The sequence below is a fragment of the Pseudomonas salicis genome (genome assembly GCF_057128705.1).
This window is the reverse complement of record NZ_JBSKHU010000005.1, coordinates 340,953-355,565: the sequence shown is the minus strand read 5'-3', so window position 1 is coordinate 355,565 and position 14,613 is coordinate 340,953. Positions and strand designations below refer to the sequence as shown.

Sequence of the window (14,613 nt, the reverse complement as noted above, 5' to 3'; positions counted from 1 at the left end):
ATGACGAATCCTGCGAAGTTGGAAAAAGTGCTGATCGCCAACCGCGGTGAAATCGCTCTGCGGATTCTGCGGGCTTGCAAAGAGCTGGACATCAAGACCGTCGCCGTTTACTCCAAGGCCGACAAGGAACTGATGCATCTGGGTCTGGCCGACGAATCCGTCTGCATCGGTCCGGCATCGGCCTCTCAGTCTTACCTGCACATTCCGGCGATCATCGCGGCAGCCGAAGTGACTGGCGCCACGGCCATCCACCCAGGCTATGGCTTTCTGGCGGAAAACGCCGATTTCGCCGAGCAGGTCGAGAAGTCCGGTTTTGCGTTCATCGGCCCGAACGCTGACACCATTCGCCTGATGGGCGACAAGGTGTCGGCCAAGGACGCGATGATTCAGGCGGGCGTTCCGACCGTACCGGGCTCCGACGGCCCGCTGCCCGAAGACGAAGAAGAAGCGCTGCGCATCGGCCGTCAGGTCGGTTATCCGGTGATCATCAAGGCCGCTGGCGGCGGCGGTGGTCGCGGCATGCGCGTCGTGCACAAGGAAGAGGACCTGATTTCCTCGGCCAAACTGACACGTTCGGAAGCGGGTGCCGCCTTCGGCAACCCGATGGTGTACCTGGAGAAGTTCCTGACCAACCCGCGTCACGTGGAGGTTCAGGTGCTGTCCGACGGTCAAGGCCAGGCGATCCACCTGGGCGACCGTGACTGCTCGCTGCAACGCCGTCACCAGAAGGTGCTGGAAGAAGCACCAGCGCCAGGTATCGACGAAAAAGCCCGCGCCGAAGTGCTGGCCCGCTGTGTCAAGGCGTGCATCGACATCGGTTATCGCGGTGCCGGTACGTTCGAATTCCTGTACGAAAACGGTGCGTTCTATTTCATCGAAATGAATACCCGCGTGCAGGTCGAGCACCCGGTTTCGGAAATGGTCACGGGCATCGACATCGTCAAGGAGATGCTGAGCATCGCCGCTGGCAACAAATTGTCGTACACCCAGGACGACGTGAAGATTCACGGTCATGCCCTTGAGTGCCGGATCAACGCCGAAGACCCGAAAACCTTCATGCCGAGCCCAGGCACGGTCAAGCATTTCCACGCCCCGGGCGGCAACGGCGTTCGCGTCGACTCGCACCTGTACAGTGGTTATGCCGTTCCGCCGAACTACGACTCACTGATCGGCAAGCTGATCACCTGGGGCGCGACCCGCGAAGAAGCCATGGCTCGCATGCGCAACGCCCTGGACGAAATCGTGGTTGACGGGATCAAGACCAACATCCCGCTGCACCGTGATCTGACCCGCGATGAAGGTTTCTGCAAAGGCGGCGTCAACATCCACTACCTGGAACACAAACTGGCCGCCGAGAAACACTGATCGGTCAGATTGTGCGACAGAACGACAAAGCCGCTTTCGAGCGGCTTTGTTGTTTCTCCCGGATCAAACGCTGCAAATTCTGTAGGAGTGAGCTTGCTCGCGATCGCTATCTGCCTGTAGACGCTATAGGGACTGACCGGACGCGATCGCGAGCAAGCTCACTCCTACAGAGACACGCACAAGTCTGCTCTTTGTTGTTTCCCCCCGAACCCCGTAAACTTGCCGGTCTTTCGCGGCACTGAGTCGCTCTGTCAATTTTCAATTCGAAGGTAATCCGCCATGCCTTGGCTGCAAGTCCGTCTCGCCATCAGCCCAGAACAAGCCGAAACCTACGAAGACGCGCTTCTTGAAGTCGGTGCCGTGTCCGTGACCTTCATGGACGCTGAAGATCAGCCCATCTTCGAACCTGACCTGAACACCACGCCGCTGTGGTCCCACACGCATTTGCTCGCACTGTTCGAGGCCGACACCAACGCCGACCAGGTTCTCGCTCACCTGACGCTGCTGACCGGCGCACCGCTGCCTGAACACACCCACGAAGTCATCGAAGACCAGGATTGGGAACGCAGCTGGATGGACAATTTCCAGCCCATGCGTTTCGGACAGCGCCTGTGGATCGTGCCAAGCTGGCACGCCGCGCCAGAGCCGAACGCCGTCAATCTGCTGCTCGATCCGGGTCTGGCCTTCGGCACCGGCACCCACCCGACCACCGCCCTGTGCCTGGAGTGGCTGGATGGCCAGGACCTGACCGACGCCAATGTGCTGGATTTCGGGTGCGGCTCGGGCATCCTTGCCATCGCTGCCCTGCTGCTAGGCGCGAAACATGCAGTGGGTACCGACATCGACGTGCAGGCCCTGGAAGCCTCGCGCGATAACGCCGGTCGCAACCATGTACCGGCGGAGAAATTCCCGTTGTACCTGCCGGAAGACCTGCCAAAAGAGCCAGCCGACGTATTGGTGGCTAATATTCTGGCTGGACCGTTGGTTTCGCTGGCACCTCAGCTTGCAAGCCTGGTCAAACCCGGTGGCCGCCTGGCGTTGTCCGGCATTTTGGCCGAACAAGGCGAAGAGGTTGCTGCTGCGTACGCCGACACGTTCGAGCTGGACCCGATCGCCAACCGCGACGGCTGGGTCCGGATCACCGGTCGCCGTCGCTGATAGCCATTGATCACAACCCTTTAGGCGCTCGTTTACCCCGGATACCCGCATGACCGACAGTTTCGTCACCCAGTGCCCTCACTGCCAGACCAGTTTCCGCGTCAGCCACGCTCAACTGAGCGTTGCCCGAGGCATGGTGCGCTGCGGCTCTTGCCTGCAAGTGTTCAATGCCGCGAAACAACTGTTGGAAAAAAGCGCCGAGGCACGGGCCGCCGCTCAAGCCGCAGCCCAGCCCCTGGAACCAGCGCAGCCCGTTCCAGCGCCGGTCGTCGAAGTCCTCGCGCCTCAGTCCGTGGTCGCCGCTCAGCCTGCACCTTTGCCGGTGCCGTCCGAACGTCGTTCAGTGGACCTGGACAGCCTTGACCTCGATGACCTGGATGTCGAACTTGCCCGGTTGGAACAACGGGAAATCCAGCTGCCGGAATCTTTCGGTCAAGCGCGCGGCCATCGCGATCATGACGAAGTGGAATCCTTCAGCGCCCGTCGCGATGAGCCTGAGGTCGCCAGCGAGGCGTGGGATCAGGGCCTGAGCCACGACGACGTGAGCCAGTTACCGGAACTGCGCGCCGAGGTCATCGAAGAAACTGAGGTTCACCACGAACCGGATTCGCTGATCGAACCCCTCGACCGCGACGAAATCGGGCACGATGACCACCGCACCGAGCCGTCCTTCTCTTCGGCTCCCGCCGATCTGGACGACGAGCCGCACGCCGTAAACCGCATGCACGCCGAAGCAGAACCCGAGGAGCATTCGTCATCCGAACGTTTCTCGGCACTGGACGGTGACGACGCCCATGATCGGCGCCATCCGAATGAACTCGACGACGAAGACGACCTTCCCCCGACGAAAGGGAAGCGCGGGCGTAACGAACCCGGTCTACGCGACCCGGCACTGCTCGACCTCACCGATGACCCGCTGCAACTCGCCTGGCAAAAACCCAAGCCACGCTGGGGACGCCGCGTGCTTTGGCTGCTATTGGCATTGATTGCCTTACTGGGGCTGGCAGGGCAGTACGTCTGGTATCACTTTGATGAACTGGCGCGTCAGGACCAGTACCGCTCCTGGTTCCAGGACATCTGCCCGCAAGTCGGCTGCAAATTGCCGTCGAAGGTCGATATCAAGCTCCTGAAAAGCAGCAATCTTGTGGTGCGCAGTCATCCCGAATTTCAGGGCGCACTGGTGGTCGACGCGATCATCTACAACCGTGCCTCGTTCTCCCAACCGTTCCCACTCCTGGAATTGCGCTTCGCCGATACCAGTGGTCAGCTGATTGCCAGTCGTCGGTTCAAGCCGGGCGAATACCTGAGCGGCGAACTCGCCGGAAAGGACGAAATGCCGCCACAGACGCCTATTCACATCGCCCTGGACATTCTCGATCCGGGACCCAAGGCCGTGAATTACAGTTTGAGTTTTCGCTCGCCGGAGTAAACTCACCTTCCTGACAGGCCGCGCGCACCGGGCTATCCAGCGCGTGCTGTCGCACTCAAATGCGGCACGCCGTCATCAGAAAGCTGACGACGGTTTTATGACAATGCGAACCAATACCTAACCGTTCGCGATAAGAAAGCAACTGTTCAGATTTTATCCAATTCAGCCTTTATCCAGTCATCGAGAGCGGGTATCATGCCCACCCTTTTTCATACTCTGGGTCCCGTCTGAATGGCTGCGAAAGCACTTTTCGGACCAGGCTTCGTGATACGGCCCCACAACAGGTCACCCTATGTCGGCGGTACGCATCGGCCCCTATACATTGCAGAACGGCTTGATCCTCGCCCCCATGGCGGGCGTCACCGACCAGCCCTTCCGACAGCTCTGTCGCCAACTCGGCGCAGGCCTGGTGGTCTCGGAAATGGTCACCAGTGACATGAGCCTGTGGAACAGCCGCAAGTCGCGGTTGCGCATGATTCATGAAGGCGATCCCGAGCCGCGCTCGGTACAGATCGCCGGTGGAGATCCGCAGATGCTTGCGGATGCGGCACGCGCCAACGTCGAACTTGGCGCGCAGATCATCGACATCAACATGGGCTGTCCGGCCAAGAAAGTCTGTAACAAGGCTGCCGGTTCCGCGCTGTTGAAAGATGAGCAGTTGGTGACCGAAATCCTGCATGCGGTGGTCGCGGCAGTCGAGGTACCGGTCACCCTGAAGATTCGCACCGGCTGGGACCGTGAAAACAAGAACGGTCTGACCGTCGCCAAAATTGCCGAGCAAGCGGGCATTCAGGCGCTCGCGGTGCACGGCAGAACCCGGGCGGACCTTTACACCGGCGAAGCCGAATACGACACGATTGCCGCGATAAAACAGGCGGTGTCGATCCCGGTGTTTGCCAATGGCGACATCGTTTCACCGGAGAAAGCACGGCACGTCCTGGACGCGACCGGTGCCGACGGTTTGTTGATTGGCCGGGCTGCTCAAGGGCGCCCATGGATTTTTCGCGAGATAGAACACTACCTGCGCACCGGGGAAAAACTCCCCGCCCTGGCGCTGGGAGAAGTGGAACGCATTCTGCTAGAGCATCTGGCCGCGCTTCACACGTTCTATGGCGACGTGATGGGCGTGCGGATCGCCCGGAAACACGTCGGCTGGTACCTCGCAACCTTGCCGGGCGCCAGGGAGTTTCGCGCCCTTTTCAATCGTTTGGAAGATACGGAAGCACAGTGCGCCAACGTTCGGGATTTTTTTGCCGAACGCATAAAAAGCCCGCAGTCAGGGACCGAACAAGAGGTGGCCGCATGACGATGATGACAGAGACTTTAGTGAGTGGAACAACACCCGTGAGCGACAACGTCAATTTGAAACAGCACCTCAACACGCCGAGCGAAGAGGGTCAGACCCTGCGCGGAAGCGTCGAAAAGGCGCTGCACAATTATTTCGCTCACCTGGAAGGTGCTGCCGTCACTGATGTCTACAACCTGGTGCTCTCGGAAGTCGAGGCGCCGTTGCTTGAGTGCGTGATGAATTACGTCAAGGGCAACCAGACCAAGGCCTCCGAACTGCTCGGTCTGAACCGTGGCACGCTGCGCAAGAAACTCAAGCAGTACGACTTGCTGTAAGCCTCCAAAACAGAAAAACGACCCACGTTGATGCGGTCGTTTTTTTTGCTGAATTCTTTTGCTTTTGATGGAAGTTGAGATGACCGACCAGACGACCCGCCTGCCGATCCGCCGCGCCTTGATCAGCGTTTCCGACAAGACCGGTATCCTTGAGTTCGCCCGTGAACTCGAAGCCCTTGGCGTCGAGATTCTGTCCACCGGCGGTACGTTCAAGCTGCTCAAGGACAACGGCGTCGCAGCGGTAGAAGTCGCGGATTACACCGGCTTCGCAGAAATGATGGACGGCCGGGTCAAGACCCTGCACCCGAAAATCCACGGCGGCATCCTGGGCCGTCGCGGCACCGACGACGCGATCATGACCGAGCACGGCATCAAGCCGATCGACCTGGTGGCCGTGAACCTGTACCCGTTCGAAGCCACGGTTTCCAAGCCTGGCTGCGACCTGCCGACCGCCATCGAGAACATCGACATCGGCGGCCCGACCATGGTCCGTTCGGCCGCGAAAAACCACAAAGACGTGGCCATCGTGGTCAACGCCAGCGACTACGGCCAGGTGCTGGAAAGCCTCAAGGCCGGTGGCCTGACCTACGCCCAGCGCTTCGACCTGATGCTCAAGGCGTTCGAACACACTGCCGCCTACGACGGCATGATCGCCAACTACCTGGGCAGCGTCGATCAAGGCGCCGAAACGCTTTCGACTGAAGGCCGCAGCCAATTCCCGCGCACCTTTAACACCCAGTTCATCAAGGCGCAGGAAATGCGCTACGGCGAGAACCCGCACCAGAGCGCGGCGTTCTACGTGGAAGCGAAGCCTGCCGAAGTGGGCATCGCCACCGCGACCCAACTGCAGGGCAAAGAACTGTCCTACAACAACGTGGCCGACACCGACGCCGCGCTGGAATGTGTGAAGAGCTTCGTCAAACCGGCCTGCGTCATCGTCAAGCACGCCAACCCGTGCGGCGTTGCTGTCAGCCCGGACGCCGAAGGCGGCATTCGCCAGGCGTACGAACTGGCCTACGCCACCGACAGCGAATCCGCCTTTGGCGGCATCATCGCGTTTAACCGTGAGCTGGATGCCGAGACCGCCAAAGCGATCGTCGAGCGTCAGTTCGTCGAAGTGATCATCGCCCCGAGCGTCAGCGCCGAAGCCCAGGCCATTGTCGCCAGCAAAGCCAACGTGCGCCTGCTGACCAGCGGCCAGTGGGATGCGGAACGTGCACCGGCGTGGGACTACAAACGCGTCAACGGTGGCCTGCTGGTGCAGAGCCGCGACATCGGCATGATCAGCGCCGACGACCTGAAAGTCGTGACCAAACGCGCCCCGACCGAGCAGGAAATCCACGACCTGATCTTCGCCTGGAAAGTCGCCAAATACGTGAAATCCAACGCCATCGTCTACGCCAAGAACCGTCAGACCATCGGTGTCGGCGCAGGCCAGATGAGCCGCGTGAACTCTGCCCGTATTGCTGCCATCAAGGCTGAACACGCTGGCCTGCAGGTCGCAGGTTCGGTAATGGCATCGGACGCGTTCTTCCCGTTCCGCGACGGTCTGGACAACGCGGCCAAGGTCGGCATCACGGCGGTGATCCAGCCAGGTGGTTCGATGCGTGATGCAGAAGTCATTGCTGCCGCTGACGAAGCAGGCATCGCGATGGTCTTTACGGGCATGCGCCACTTTAGGCATTGATACGACGTCAGCTGCGTTAATACACGCGGCTGCCGGATTGCACGCCATCTCCTGTAGGAGTGAGCTTGCTCGCGATGCGATGTTCCTGACGCCGGATCCACGTCGGCTGTACCGTCCGATCGCGAGCAAGCTCACTCCTACAGGATCTGCGAACCGCAGATACCAGGCGACACCCACAGCATTAGCGTCATCGAGGTTTTTAAAATGAACGTACTCATCATCGGCAGCGGTGGCCGTGAACACGCGCTGGCCTGGAAGGTCGCGCAGGACCCTCGCGTGCAGAAGGTCTTCGTCGCGCCGGGTAACGCCGGGACCGCCATCGAAGCCAAGTGCGAGAACGTCGCCATCGACGTGCTGGCCCTGGAACAACTGGCCGACTTCGCCGAGAAGAACGTTTCGCTGACCATCGTCGGCCCTGAAGTCCCGCTGGTCGCCGGTGTCGTGGACCTGTTCCGCTCCCGTGGCCTGGACTGTTTCGGTCCGACGAAGGGTGCCGCCCAGTTGGAAGGCTCCAAGGCCTTCACCAAGGATTTCCTGGCACGCCATAAAATCCCGACGGCCGATTACCAGAACTTCACCGAGATCGAGCCTGCGCTGACGTACCTGCGCGAGAAAGGCGCGCCGATCGTGATCAAGGCCGACGGCCTGGCCGCCGGTAAAGGCGTGATCGTCGCGATGACGCTGGAAGAGGCTGAAGAAGCCGTGCGCGACATGCTCGCGGGCAATGCCTTCGGTGATGCCGGTTCCCGCGTCGTGATCGAAGAATTCCTGGACGGCGAAGAAGCGAGCTTCATCGTCATGGTTGACGGCAAGAACGTGTTGCCGATGGCCACCAGCCAGGACCACAAACGCGTCGGCGACGGCGACAGCGGCCCGAACACCGGTGGCATGGGTGCGTACTCCCCTGCTCCCGTCGTGACCGCTGACGTGCACCAGCGCGTGATGGATCTGGTCATATGGCCGACCGTCCGAGGCATGGCCGACGAAGGTAACGTTTACACCGGCTTCCTCTATGCTGGTCTCATGATCGACAAGGCAGGCAATCCGAAGGTCATCGAATTCAACTGCCGCTTCGGCGATCCGGAAACCCAACCGGTGATGCTGCGTCTGCAATCGAGCCTGGTCTTGCTGGTCGAGGCCGCTTTGGCGCAAGCTCTGGACAAAGTGGAAGCCCAGTGGGACCCACGTCCGAGCCTGGGCATCGTGCTGGCGGCAGGCGGATACCCTGGCGATTACGCCAAGGGCGCCGCAATCAACGGCCTGGACGCTGCTGCAGCGTTGCCGGGCAAAGTGTTCCATGCGGGCACTGCGTTGAAAGACGGTCAGATCGTGACCTCCGGTGGCCGCGTCCTGTGTGCCACTGCACTGGGCGACACCGTTGGCTACGCGCAAAAGCAGGCGTATGAACTGGCTGCAAAGATTGACTGGGAAGGCTGTTTCTACCGCAAGGACATTGGCTACCGCGCCATTGCCCGGGAACGCGGCGAACACCTGGAGTAAGTCCGAGGCCGGACAGTCGCCTGAAACCAGGCGACTGTCCGATCATTCTGGGCCGCACCAGGGTAACTGGCTTCATTCACGAAGGGATTTCGCCGTGCGCTGGCTCAGGATTGCCGCTTGTTCGATCATCGCGATGATGACCCTCCTCTGTGTGCCCACGGCTTCGGCCGAGGTCAGCGCGGGGTGGTCAACGCTTGTCGACGACCAGGCCAATCTGCAACTCAGCGACATCCGCTCCCCCCATTACGACACTCAGTTCAGCCCGGTCGAACTCGACCAGGTTCGCGCCATCAGCCGTGAAGCCGCGTTGTGGCTGCACTATCGCCTCCCCCCGACCGATCACGAACAACTGATGCGCATCTTCGCGCCCGATCTTGCCACCGTCGACATGTACGTCATCGACGGCGAAGCCCTGATCGATCACTCGCGCTCCGGCAACAAAGTCCCACGGGCGGCACAACCGTTGCCCTCTATCGACTTTCTGCTCCCCGTGCCGCAAAGCGACAGGCCGCTGGACCTTTATCTGCGTCTGAAATCCGAGCAAGAGCTGCGCCCGAACATTTCGCTGGAATCTGCCGTAGCCAGTGCGGCCGACGAGCGCCGTCCACTGTTGCTCGGGCTGTTCTTCGGTTCGCTGATCATGCTGATCGTGCAGAACATCACCCGCTACGCTCAATCGCGCTCGGTGAGCAGTCTATGGCTGGCGGCGTGTGAAGGTTTTCTCGGGCTCAGCGCGCTGTTGCTGCTGAACCTGCAAGCGTCATGGCTGCCCCATTGGCACCTCGCACAAACCCCGAGCGCTCACCTCGCCTTGCTGATGGCGGCTGCCACGGGACTGATGTACGCCTACTGTTTCTTCATTCAGCGAGGCGCCGAAACACTCAATCGCCTGCTGATGAGCGTACTGCTGATCGTCGGCTTCGGCGGTCTGCTGGTGCTGTTCGTCGATACCCTGCCGCTGAACATCATGACGTTCTTGCTGGTGGCGCTGACCACGCTGACCATCACGCTGGTGTCGATCTATCACCTGCAAAAAGGCTACCGACCGGCACGACCGTTCGTGATCGCGATGATCGTGTTCAATCTCGGCAATCTGGTCGTTCTGCCTGCGATGCTGTGGCTCACGACCATCGCTGCGCAGACCCTGATCATCGCCGTCCTGGGCATGTTCTGCCTGTGCGGCCTGCTGATGAGCATTGCCCTGAGCGAGCGCCATCGCAGCATCACCGAAGACAACTTCAGCATCAGCCGAGAACTTGCGGCCAGCACGGCCGAAATCAACGCCAAGGCGGAATTCCTGGCGAAGATCAGCCATGAAATCCGCACGCCCATGAACGGCGTGCTGGGCATGACCGAGCTGCTATTAGGCACACCCCTGTCGGTCAAACAGCGCGATTACGTGCAGACGATCCACAGCGCGGGCAATGAGCTGCTGACGCTGATCAACGAGATTCTCGACATCACCAAGCTGGAATCCGGGCAGATCGAGCTGGACGATGTGCAATTCGACCTCAACGCCATGATCGAGGACTGCCTGAGTATTTTTCGGGCGAAAGCCGAACAGCAAAGCGTCGAGCTGATCAGCTTCATTCAGCCGCAGGTGCCCCGCGTGATCAGCGGCGACCCGACCCGCTTGCGTCAAACCCTGCTGAGCCTGCTGGAAAACGCCCTCAAGAAAACTGACGAGGGCGAGATTCTGCTGGTCGTCGCGCTCGATTCTCGGGGCGGCAAACCGCGGCTGCGCATCGCCGTTCAGGACAGCGGCACGCCGCTGACCGCCAAGGAGCGCGACGCCCTGCTCCACGCGGAACTGCACAGCAAGAATTTCCTCGCGGCCAGCAAGGTCGGTGGGCATTTGGGGTTGGTAATCGCCCGCCAGTTGATCCTGTTGATGAACGGGGAATTCGGCATTCAGAGCGGCAGCAACCAAGGCAGCACCTTGTGGCTGAGCCTGCCGCTGGACCCTGAACGCCTGGAGCAACCACCGGCTGACCTCGACAGCCCGCTCAAGGGTGCGCGAGTGCTGGTGGTGGACGACAACGACACTTGCCGCAAAGTGCTGGTGCAGCAGTGCAGCGCCTGGGGGTTGAACGTCAGCGCCGTGCCGTCTGGCAAAGAGGCACTCGCCTTGCTGCGCACCAAGGCCCACCTGCGTGATTACTTCGATATCGTGCTGCTGGACCAGAACATGCCTGGCATGACCGGCATGCAGTTGGCCGCCAAGATCAAGGAAGACCCGAGCCTCAACCACGACATCCTGTTGATCATGCTGACCGGCATCAGCAACGCTCCGAGTAAAGTCATTGCACGCAACGCCGGGGTCAAGCGCATCCTCGCCAAGCCCGTCGCGGGTTACACGCTCAAGACCACGCTGGCGGACGAATTGAATCAACGCAACAAGGGCCAGGCGCCTTACCCTCCTTCTCCAGCCGTCCTCGGCGAAGTGGACGTGCCCAGCGACTTCCGGATTCTGGTGGCCGAAGACAACAGCATTTCCACGAAGGTGATTCGTGGCATGCTCGGCAAGCTTAACCTGCAACCGGATACGGCCAGCAACGGCGAAGAAGCCCTGCAAGCCATGAAAGCCCAGCGCTACGACCTGGTGCTGATGGATTGCGAAATGCCGATCCTCGACGGTTTCTCTGCCACCCAGCAGTTGCGCGCCTGGGAGCTGGGTAACCAGCGGCTCCGCACCCCTGTGGTGGCATTGACCGCGCACATTCTGACCGAGCACAAAGACCGCGCCCGCCAGTCCGGCATGGACGGCCACATGTCCAAACCGGTAGAGCTCTCGCAGCTGCGGGAACTGGTGGAACACTGGGTCGAGCAACGGGCGCGCCGTCAGAGTGGCGACGACACTGACGATCAAGACCGCTATCAGCAAAACTGACCCGCCTCCTCGCTCAACGCCTGATAGACTTCTTCCCGTCCGAGTCTGCCGCCACGAGCTCAAACCATGCTTCATGTGCTGTTCAGCGTTTATCTGAAGATGCTGGTGCTTTACAGCCCGTTCTTCGTCCTGTCGTGTTTTATCAGTCTGAGCCGCGGTTATTCGCGTAAAGAGCGCCGCTATCTGGCGTGGAAAATTGCCTTCGCTACATTGGTGTCCAGCGTGTTGCTGTACCTGTTCGGTCGGGTGATCTTCGGGGTGTTCGGCATCACCGCCGACGCCTTCCGTATCGGCGCCGGCAGCGTGCTGTTCATTTCGGCGTTGGGCATGGCGCAAGGCAAGTCCGGCGTGCAGACCGACAACGTGCAGCAGGACGTTGCCATCGTCCCCCTGACTATCCCTATCACCGTCGGTCCTGGCACCATCGGCGCATTGCTGGTGATGGGCGTCAGCCAGCCCCACTGGGACGACAAACTCACCGCGATCGTGAGCATTGCGCTGGCGAGCTTCACGGTGGGTGTGGTGCTTTATCTCTCCCACAGCATCGAACGTATTCTGGGTGATCAGGGCTTGCAGATCGTCAGCCGCTTGATGGGGCTGTTCGTTTGCGCGCTGGCGGCTCAGATCATTTTCACAGGCATCAAGGGCTATCTGGTGCCGTGACGGTCAGATGGGGAATTCCTCGATCGCCCGGTCGGAGCTGCCAATCAGTTGTGTGCGGACGTCCTCCCGGTATTTCTCGTAAACCGCCCGATCAAAGCGGTACACCCCGCCACTGATGCGCAGGAGCATTTCACGGCGGGTTTCGGTCCAGAACTCGAAGTCCCGGATGTCGACCGAGCCGGTGAGTCGGATGGCGCAGATCAACATCAAAACCGTCCCGTCGGCATCGCTCATGCACGGCACCATTTGAAAGCGGGCCAGTTCACCGTCCTGTGAGCTTCGGCTGAAAAAATGATCCGCATGATGATTGATCCTTGTCGATCGCCATGTGGCATGCGCCAGATCCGCGAGTGCCCTCGCCCCCGTCGAGTCGATGACGTGGAACGTGGCCGCATCAAGGTCCGAAGCTCGAAAAATGACGTGAGGCGTATGCCTGATCGGGTTTTCCAGCAGCCAGCCTCGGGTTTCCAACCGTCTGCGGTAGCGAAACAGCCAGTTGGAATAGTCCTTTCTCTGGTCGTGAAAACGGCTTGCGAACACATCGGCATACAGCAGGCAGTCGAAAATATCGTCGCGGTCTTGCGCGTCGATCCCGTTGTACAGCGAAACCATGCTGGAGCCGACGATTGCACCCTTCGCCCCCTTCATGGCTCCACCCCCTGGATGGCGTGCGACAACCCAGCGCGTTTGCCCGCGAGTGCCGCGTCCACCCGCTCTCGAAATTGCGCATAGCGCAGGTCATCCAGCGTACCGACGAAACCAAACGACCTGACTTCCCCCACCAACCGGCTCTTCGTCAAGCGCTGTGCGAATGGGTTGGCCGCGACGGGTTCCAGGGTTTCGAATGCCACACAGAGCAAGAACTTTTGTCGCGAAGGCAGCACGAAGGCGACCTGGAGTACGACAGACGATACGGGTTCAGCACACGACGCGTTTCCGGCTTTAGAGCCTGACGGGCTTGCTGCTACCTGAGCGTCTTGCGCCACCATCACCTGGGCAATCTTGCTGGCGTGGGTGACGCACAGAGACGCTAAAAAAGTGTCCAGCTTCTTCCCGCGCAAAAAGGCAAACGAATCGGGCAATAGCTCCCGAAGCCGGTCGGCCACCACAAACGTCTCGTCCGTGATCCCGTGTTTGTCCGAGAGGTCCAGCCGCAACCAGCCGAATGTTGTCATGGCTTTTAAAAGCGTCGTCTGCCACTCGCGGTAGTGGGTGAATCTGTCGTGCTGCTTGCTCGCGGCCAGTTGCGCGTAAAGGCTGGAATCCATCACATCGCGCTTGAAAGCCTGATCCACGGGCGCGGCAAACATCATCAACACGCCATCATTCAAATACGTTTCCACGATGTCCTGAGTCATCATGCTCACTCCTGTGAAAAAAGGGCCGCAGAACAGGCTGCGGCCCTGTCCCTTAAATCGGGAATTCCATGAAGGCCGCGTCGGACGCTTCGAGCAGCTTTTGACGAACGAGCTCGCGACGGTGGGCGTACAGCGACTGATTGAAGATAAAGACGTCGGCGCTTTTGTTCAGGTCGACAGCCACCGAGTTCCAGTTGACGAACAGAACGTTAGTGACGTTGATCCGGGTTTTCGCCTCGACTGCGGCCACGGCCAGCGTGATGACACCGTCTGCGCTTTCGTTGCACCCGCCCACCATGAAACGGGCGCCACCCGGTTTTTTGGTGCGGCTGTTGAACAGACGGACCGGCTCATCCCCTTGTTTCAGCGCCTCGACAGCGTCACCGGCGATTTGCAGCATCAGCGGTCCTGCCGCCCCACCAGTGCCGACAGCGGCGATGGAAGAAGCGATGAGTTCCAGACCGATCTTGTCCATGGTCAAGACACGTTCGCGGCTGGAGTGGCTGACGAACGCGATGTCTTGAGGCGCCCAGTTCAACGCGCGGGTCATGGCTGAACGGAAGGTCTTGTACCACTCGCCATTGTCGCTCACGACGTTGTAACGCTTGTCCGCCGCCAGGGTGGCGTAGGTGAAGGTGTCCAGCACGTCCTCACGGGCTTGCTGGCTCATGCCTGCGACAAAGCCGAGGACCGCCTGACCTACCACAGCGCCGCTGGCCGGATCGATCAGGTCGGTGCGTGCAGTGCGCGCAGTGATGGCAGGAGGGATGGAGTCCAGGGAAGGCACGCAGGCCAGGTGATCCAGAAACTCTTGGTTGTTCATTGCTAAGTCCTTTTAAGAAAAGTTGTCCGTCGTGGACGTGAGCACCCTAGCGCAAACGGAGGATTGGAACGCTGTACCAGCCGTTACATGCGCTCACGATTGAGCGTCGAAATAAAC

Annotated in this window: 12 protein-coding genes; 9 read left to right on the top strand and 3 right to left on the bottom strand. The window is 60.3% G+C overall.

Going from position 1 to position 14,613, the window contains the following annotated elements; genetic code table 11:
* The 9 genes from accC to ACWKWE_RS20035 all read left to right on the top strand — a co-directional run bounded on the left by accC (position 1) and on the right by ACWKWE_RS20035 (position 12,315).
* On the top strand, positions 1-1,365 hold the full coding sequence (gene accC / locus ACWKWE_RS20075) for an acetyl-CoA carboxylase biotin carboxylase subunit (RefSeq protein ID WP_166595934.1): 1,365 nt from the start codon (positions 1-3) through the stop codon (positions 1,363-1,365).
* A gap of 279 nt (positions 1,366-1,644) precedes the next feature.
* Positions 1,645-2,523, top strand: a complete 879-nt coding sequence (gene prmA, locus ACWKWE_RS20070; protein ID WP_483851478.1) for a 50S ribosomal protein L11 methyltransferase — start codon at positions 1,645-1,647, stop codon at positions 2,521-2,523.
* Positions 2,524-2,572: 49 nt separating this feature from the next.
* Positions 2,573-3,952, top strand: coding sequence for a DUF3426 domain-containing protein (locus tag ACWKWE_RS20065; RefSeq protein WP_483851477.1), 1,380 nt, complete (start codon positions 2,573-2,575; stop codon positions 3,950-3,952).
* Positions 3,953-4,244: 292 nt separating this feature from the next.
* Positions 4,245-5,258 carry a tRNA dihydrouridine synthase DusB gene (dusB, locus tag ACWKWE_RS20060; protein ID WP_166595937.1) on the top strand — a complete coding sequence of 338 codons (1,014 nt, stop codon included), beginning with the start codon at positions 4,245-4,247 and terminating at the stop codon, positions 5,256-5,258.
* On the top strand, positions 5,255-5,575 hold the full coding sequence (gene fis, locus ACWKWE_RS20055; RefSeq protein WP_007907419.1) for a DNA-binding transcriptional regulator Fis: 321 nt from the start codon (positions 5,255-5,257) through the stop codon (positions 5,573-5,575). Before dusB ends, fis begins: the two co-directional genes overlap by 4 nt.
* Positions 5,576-5,654: 79 nt before the next feature.
* Positions 5,655-7,262 (top strand): bifunctional phosphoribosylaminoimidazolecarboxamide formyltransferase/IMP cyclohydrolase, encoded by a 1,608-nt coding sequence (purH, locus tag ACWKWE_RS20050; protein WP_483851476.1) that lies wholly within the window; start codon positions 5,655-5,657, stop codon positions 7,260-7,262.
* Between the two features lie 204 nt (positions 7,263-7,466).
* The gene (gene purD, locus ACWKWE_RS20045) at positions 7,467-8,762 is read left to right on the top strand and encodes a phosphoribosylamine--glycine ligase (RefSeq protein ID WP_483851475.1); all 1,296 of its coding nucleotides are present in this window, start codon (positions 7,467-7,469) and stop codon (positions 8,760-8,762) included.
* 94 nt (positions 8,763-8,856) lie between these two features.
* Positions 8,857-11,652 (top strand): response regulator, encoded by a 2,796-nt coding sequence (locus ACWKWE_RS20040; RefSeq protein WP_483851474.1) that lies wholly within the window; start codon positions 8,857-8,859, stop codon positions 11,650-11,652.
* Between the two features lie 66 nt (positions 11,653-11,718).
* Positions 11,719-12,315, top strand: coding sequence for a MarC family protein (locus tag ACWKWE_RS20035; RefSeq protein ID WP_166595941.1), 597 nt, complete (start codon positions 11,719-11,721; stop codon positions 12,313-12,315).
* A gap of 3 nt (positions 12,316-12,318) precedes the next feature.
* Here the strand turns inward: ACWKWE_RS20035 and ACWKWE_RS20030 are convergent, their stop codons facing one another.
* The 3 genes from ACWKWE_RS20030 to ACWKWE_RS20020 are packed head-to-tail and all read right to left on the bottom strand — an operon-like array spanning position 12,319 to position 14,496.
* Positions 12,319-12,963 carry a hypothetical protein gene (locus ACWKWE_RS20030; protein ID WP_483851473.1) on the bottom strand — a complete coding sequence of 215 codons (645 nt, stop codon included), beginning with the start codon at positions 12,961-12,963 and terminating at the stop codon, positions 12,319-12,321.
* On the bottom strand, positions 12,960-13,676 hold the full coding sequence (locus ACWKWE_RS20025) for a hypothetical protein (RefSeq protein ID WP_483851472.1): 717 nt from the start codon (positions 13,674-13,676) through the stop codon (positions 12,960-12,962). Before ACWKWE_RS20025 ends, ACWKWE_RS20030 begins: the two co-directional genes overlap by 4 nt.
* Before the next feature lie 49 nt (positions 13,677-13,725).
* Positions 13,726-14,496 (bottom strand): hypothetical protein, encoded by a 771-nt coding sequence (locus tag ACWKWE_RS20020; protein ID WP_483851471.1) that lies wholly within the window; start codon positions 14,494-14,496, stop codon positions 13,726-13,728.
* Positions 14,497-14,613: the final 117 nt, after the last annotated feature.

Bases quoted from the DNA above. Each gene is read 5' to 3' on its own strand.
- accC (WP_166595934.1), top strand. From the start codon at position 1: ATGACGAATCCTGCGAAGTTGGAAAAAGTGCTGATCGCCAACCGCGGT.
- prmA (WP_483851478.1), top strand. From the start codon at position 1,645: ATGCCTTGGCTGCAAGTCCGTCTCGCCATCAGCCCAGAACAAGCCGAA.
- ACWKWE_RS20065 (WP_483851477.1), top strand. From the start codon at position 2,573: ATGACCGACAGTTTCGTCACCCAGTGCCCTCACTGCCAGACCAGTTTC.
- dusB (WP_166595937.1), top strand. From the start codon at position 4,245: ATGTCGGCGGTACGCATCGGCCCCTATACATTGCAGAACGGCTTGATC.
- fis (WP_007907419.1), top strand. From the start codon at position 5,255: ATGACGATGATGACAGAGACTTTAGTGAGTGGAACAACACCCGTGAGC.
- purH (WP_483851476.1), top strand. From the start codon at position 5,655: ATGACCGACCAGACGACCCGCCTGCCGATCCGCCGCGCCTTGATCAGC.
- purD (WP_483851475.1), top strand. From the start codon at position 7,467: ATGAACGTACTCATCATCGGCAGCGGTGGCCGTGAACACGCGCTGGCC.
- ACWKWE_RS20035 (WP_166595941.1), top strand. From the start codon at position 11,719: ATGCTTCATGTGCTGTTCAGCGTTTATCTGAAGATGCTGGTGCTTTAC.
- ACWKWE_RS20030 (WP_483851473.1), bottom strand. From the start codon at position 12,963: ATGAAGGGGGCGAAGGGTGCAATCGTCGGCTCCAGCATGGTTTCGCTG.
- ACWKWE_RS20025 (WP_483851472.1), bottom strand. From the start codon at position 13,676: ATGATGACTCAGGACATCGTGGAAACGTATTTGAATGATGGCGTGTTG.
- ACWKWE_RS20020 (WP_483851471.1), bottom strand. From the start codon at position 14,496: ATGAACAACCAAGAGTTTCTGGATCACCTGGCCTGCGTGCCTTCCCTG.